The sequence below is a fragment of the Rothia mucilaginosa genome, assembly GCF_964211445.1.
GTDB classification, from domain to species: Bacteria; Actinomycetota; Actinomycetes; order Actinomycetales; family Micrococcaceae; genus Rothia; species Rothia mucilaginosa_E.
On sequence record NZ_CAXOQT010000048.1, the window covers coordinates 1 to 5,389 of the forward strand.

At 58.6% G+C, this 5,389-nt stretch carries 5 protein-coding genes; all 5 read right to left on the reverse strand.

The window, feature by feature from the left end:
- Positions 1–447 (reverse strand): DNA-directed RNA polymerase subunit omega (gene rpoZ / locus AB8E48_RS08810; protein WP_368886463.1); only part of this gene is annotated, 447 nt, incomplete at its 3' end.
- A 286-nt stretch (positions 448–733) separates the two neighbouring features.
- Positions 734–1,291: a guanylate kinase gene (gmk, locus tag AB8E48_RS08815; RefSeq protein ID WP_060824757.1), complete on the reverse strand. Its 558-nt coding sequence runs from the start codon at positions 1,289–1,291 to the stop codon at positions 734–736.
- A 41-nt stretch (positions 1,292–1,332) separates the two neighbouring features.
- The gene (gene mihF / locus AB8E48_RS08820) at positions 1,333–1,713 is read right to left on the reverse strand and encodes an integration host factor, actinobacterial type (protein ID WP_314850788.1); all 381 of its coding nucleotides are present in this window, start codon (positions 1,711–1,713) and stop codon (positions 1,333–1,335) included.
- Between the two features lie 410 nt (positions 1,714–2,123).
- The gene (gene pyrF, locus AB8E48_RS08825; RefSeq protein WP_303958182.1) at positions 2,124–2,999 is read right to left on the reverse strand and encodes an orotidine-5'-phosphate decarboxylase; all 876 of its coding nucleotides are present in this window, start codon (positions 2,997–2,999) and stop codon (positions 2,124–2,126) included.
- A partial coding sequence (gene carB / locus AB8E48_RS08830) for a carbamoyl-phosphate synthase large subunit (RefSeq protein ID WP_368886464.1) occupies positions 2,999–5,389 on the reverse strand: 2,391 nt, incomplete at its 5' end. The genes pyrF and carB, both read right to left, overlap by 1 nt.

The following is a 5,389-nucleotide window of genomic DNA, read 5'->3' on the forward strand; positions in this document are numbered from 1 at the left end:
CTCGTCGAGGATAACCTCTTCGATAGCAATAACCTCTTCGCTACCTGCGGGGATGTACTCCTCCTCGATAGCGCCGGGGAACTCAGCCGCGCTGAAATCAATCACAGCGGACAGGTCCTCGGGGATCGGGTAGCCGTCCTCGTCGAACTTTACGCCCGGGCGGTGCTCCGCCACAACACGGTCAGCAATGATTTCGCGCATTGCCACCGACAGGGACTTCTCGTTCGACTCAGCGTCAACCAGCGGGCCAACGTGCGCAGCAGTATTGTCCTGCAGGTTAGCGTAGTACGCGTTAATCTGGCGTGCACGGCGGGCACCGAAAATCACCAGGCCGTACTTGGACTCCGCCTTCTCAATCAGCGCGTCAGCGCTGGGGCTCACGATGCCCTCGGGAGCGACACCGTCAACGAAGTTGTAGTCCTCGTGTTCCTTGATTTCGTTTGCCACTAAAAACTCCAAATAGCTTGATGGAATGTACGTACCGAACGCCCCCGTACACCGTTCGCGCTATGGCGCAAACCGGGCAGACTGAGGGCACGGTCAAAACTAAAGAACTATTCTACCCTCTCAACGGCTAAAACGCACGTACCAGCCTGGACAAAAGGTGTCAGCACAGCCAAAAAGGTGGGGGCCCGAAGAAAACTCTTCGAAACCCCCACCTTTCACAACGCCTCACGGCAGAACTACAGGTCGGAAGAAACTCTAGCCCCACCGCAAACGCAAAGCATGCAGATTAGGCGGCGCCAATCAGCTCAGCAATCTCCTTCGCTGCACGCTCAACAGAGTCGTTGACGACCGTGACGTCAAATTCTTTCTCAGCAGCCAACTCAACCTTCGCGGTTTCAAGGCGACGAGCTTGCTCCTGCTCACTCTCGGTACCTCGACCCACCAGACGCGACACCAGCTCATCCCAGCTCGGAGGAGCCAAGAAAACCAGGCGAGCATCAGGCATGGTCTCGCGAATCTGGCGAGCACCCTGCAGGTCAATCTCAAGAATCACCGGGCGGCCAGCATCCAGGGCCTCCTGGACCTTAGCGCGCGGAGTACCGTACTTATTCTTACCGTGCACCACAGCGTACTCAAGCATCTGACCGTCAGCAATCATCTGGTCAAACTCTTCCATCGAAACGAAATAGTAGTGAGTACCGTCAACCTCACCGGGGCGAGGATCACGAGTGGTAGCGGAAACAGAGAACCACACGTTCGGGTAGTTCTCACGAATGTACTGGCACACCGTACCCTTGCCAACAGCAGTGGGGCCAGCCAGTACGGTGAGAGTCGGCTGAGACATAGCTTCCTTACTGCGCCTTCATCGGCTGAAGGCACGAGGTATTAGGACTGAGAAGGCTCGGAAGACTGACCAGCAGTCTTACGACGTGCACGGTTCAAATACCGCGAATTACGGTTGAAGTACTCCACCATCTTGCGACGCTGGTGTACACCCAGGCCGCCAAGGCGGCGAGTCGGTGCAATATGAAGTTCTTCAATGATGCGTTCAGCTCGAACGGCACCAATGCCCGGAAGTGCGCGCAGCATCTGCCCCACCGGCATTTTAGCCAGTGCAGGGTCGGAATCGACCATATCGAGCACCTGACGCACGGAAAGTTCACGGTCACTCAGTGCACGCTTAATTTCCTGGCGGTGTGCTCGGGCAAGTACTGCCTTCTCGCGGGCGGAGGCGCGCGCATCCTCAGTTAGCGGAGTCAGCGGCATGGTTGGGTCCCCCATTTCTGCGAGTTATAGAATTTTACTTATCAACTAATGTATCACGGATAGCGCGAGAATCCTCGTTCCACCCGCGGCACTCACCCTCGCACCAACAATGCGTCTACGCACGTCAGCACGTAAATATCAGGGAGTACCCCTATAGCATAGCGGAGTATTCGCCCTATCAAAAGCGGAACCGCGGACGTGAGTCTTGACGGAAACACACTCCCCCACTACAGAGGTGAGCAAACTCGCATCGGCGCGAGCGGGCGGGAGAAAAATTATGCATGCGGATGTACCCAAAAAATGCGATAAAACAGGAACGCACAGGGGGTACGCAAAAAGGGGCGCGCACCCCGAGCAGACCCTCAACAGAATCCACTCGGAGCACACACCCCTCTCACGCAACACGCGAACTATGCGCCGCGGGCCGCCAGCAGGTCATCACGAGCCGCCTGCGCAGCCTGCGCCAAACCCTCAACCGACGGGCCAGCAGCCAGCACGCCACGGCTGGAATTCACCAGCACCTGCGACTCAACGCCCGCAAACACGCGGTACAAATCAGCCGCCGAAGCGCCCTGCGCACCATAACCCGGCGACAGGATCGGGCCGTTGAACACGCTCAGGTCAATACCCAAATCAACCAGCGCCTGACCAACGGTCGCGCCAACCACCAGGCCGCACGGGCCCATCTGCTCCCACTGGCGGGAAGCATTCTCAGCGGTAGCCGCAGCGATAATACGCTTAGCCACAGCGCCCTCAGACTCACCGGAATGACCAGACTCCGACGCGCCCACGTGCTGAACGCTCTTACCCTCAGGGTTCGAGGTCAACGCCAACACGAACGTGCCGCGGTCATTCTGAGCGGCCAAATCCAGCGCTGGACGCAGCGACTCAAAACCCAGGTACGGGCTCAAAGTCACCGAATCGGTACCCAGCGGCGACGAGGAGCCGAGCCACGCATCCGCGTACGCCTTCATGGTCGAACCGATATCGCCGCGCTTAGCGTCAGCAACAATCAGCACACCATCAGCGGCAGCGCGGGCGAACAGCGCCTCCAGCACAGCAAGACCAGCCGAACCGTGACGCTCAAACAACGCCACCTGAGGCTTCAACGCCGCCGCAAACGGGGCGCAACCCTCATAGACCGCCTCAGTAAAAGCAGCCAGACCAGCAGCAGAATCCTCAAGACCCCACTGCTCCAGCAGATTCGGATGCGGGTCAATACCCACACACAGCGGGCCGCGCTCCGCCATCGCCTTCGCCAGACGATCACCAAAAGCAGCGGACATTACGCCTCGCCACCCTCAGAACGAGCATCCACAGCGGCAGCCAGCTGAACGCCGTGCTCCTGCAGGCTCATGATGTCCCAGCTGTGCTCACGCAGAGCATTAATCGCCTGAACAGCCGCAGCGAACTCAGAAATGGTAGTCATGACCGGGCAGCCCACCGAAACCGCAGCGGCACGAATCTCGTAACCATCGCTACGAGCAGCACCACCGGCAGGGGTGTTCAGAATCAGGTCAATATCGCCGTTGCGGACCATGTCCACAATCGAGTGGTCGCCATTCGCCTCAGCGAACTTCGAAGCCACAATCACCGAGTTCAAGCCGTTACGGCGCAGAATCTCAGCGGTACCACCGGTCGAAACGATCTCAAAGCCCAGCGACTCCAGCATCTTCGCGTAAATAATGACGTTACGCTTATCGTGGTTAGCCACCGAAATGAACACCTTACCGGAGGTCGGCAGCGGCGAACCAGCACCAGCCTGAGCCTTCGCGAACGCGGTGTCATAGTGCTTATCCAGACCCATGACCTCACCGGTCGAACGCATCTCCGGGCTCAGCAGCGAATCCACCACAACACCCTCGGGAGTGCGGAAACGAGCGAACGGCAGAACCGCAGCCTTCACAGCAATCGCGGTCTCCTCCGGCAGGGATGCGCCATCCATGTTCGACGGCAGGTAGCCCTCAGCCTTCAGCTCAGCAATGCTCTTACCCAGACCAATCAGCACAGCAGCCTTAGCCATCTGCACGCCGGTAGCCTTCGACACGAACGGAACAGTACGAGACGCACGCGGGTTCGCCTCAATCACGTACAGGTTCTCAGACACGTACGCGAACTGAATGTTAATCAGACCGCGCACACCGGTGCCGCGAGCAATCTTCTCGGTAGCGTCCTTCACCTTCGCAATGATGTCCGGGCCGAGAGTAATCGGAGGCAGAGTACAAGAAGAGTCACCCGAGTGAATACCGGCTTCCTCAATGTGCTCCATGACGCCACCCAAGTACAGCTCCTCGCCGTCGAACAGGGCGTCAACGTCAATCTCGATAGCGTCCTCAAGGAACTTATCAATCAGAGCAGGCTGCGAAGGCGAAACCTCGGTAGCGTTCTCCAGGTAGCGAGCCAGGTTCGCCTCATCGTAGACGATCTCCATGCCACGGCCGCCCAGCACGTACGAAGGACGAACCAGAACCGGGTAACCAATCTCATCAGCGATGCGCTTAGCACCCTCGAAAGTGAACGCGGTACCGTTCTTGGGCGAAATCAGGCCGCCCTCCTCCAGCACGCGGGAGAACTCGCCGCGGTCCTCGGCCAGGTCAATAGCCTCGGGGGTGGTGCCCAGAATCGGCACGCCCGCATCCTTCAGGGCACGAGCCAGCTTCAGCGGAGTCTGACCGCCCAGCTGCACGAACACGCCCATCAGACCGCCGGTACGACGCTCCGACTCAACAATCTCAAGCACATCCTCAAGGGTGAGCGGCTCAAAGTACAGGCGAGTCGAAATATCGTAGTCAGTCGAAACCGTCTCAGGGTTGCAGTTGACCATGACAGTCTCGTAACCGAGCGAACGCAACACCAGCGAAGCGTGCACACAGGAGTAGTCGAACTCGATACCCTGACCGATACGGTTCGGGCCCGAACCCAGAATCATAATCGAGGGCTTCTCGTGGTGCGCAACCTCATCCTCCAGGTCGTAGGAGGAGTAGTGGTACGGAGTGAACGCCTCAAACTCGGCAGCACAGGTGTCAACAGTCTTGAAGACCGGGCGGATACCCAGAGCGTGGCGAACACCGCGCACAACATCCTCAGAAGAGCCGATAATCTCAGCAATCTGAGCGTCCGAGAAACCGTGACGCTTAGCCAGCTTCAAGGTCTCCGGGTCAAGGTTGTCACGCTTAGCGTGAACCACGCCGGCAACCTCATTCAGCAGCACCAGCTGATCCAGGAACCACGGGTCAATCTTGGTCGCCTCGTGCAGCTGCTCCACGGTAGCGCCAGCCAGCAGAGCCTGCTGAACCTGGTAAATACGCTGAGTGGTCGCAACCTTAGTCTTCTCAATCAGCTCAGCCAGCTCAGCCTCAGACAGGGACAGCGGCTTGAACGAGAAGGACGCACCCTTCTGCTCCAGCGAACGCATAGCCTTCTGCAGAGCCTCAGTGAAGTTACGGCCCAGAGCCATAGCCTCGCCAACACTCTTCATGGTGGTGGTCAGGGTCGGGTCAGCAGCCGGGAACTTCTCAAACGCGAAGCGCGGAACCTTCACGACCACGTAGTCGAGGGTCGGCTCGAAGGACGCCGGGGTCTTCTGGGTGATATCGTTCGGAATCTCATCCAGGGTGTAACCCAAAGACAGCTTGGTCGCAATCTTCGCAATCGGGAAGCCGGTAGCCTTCGACGC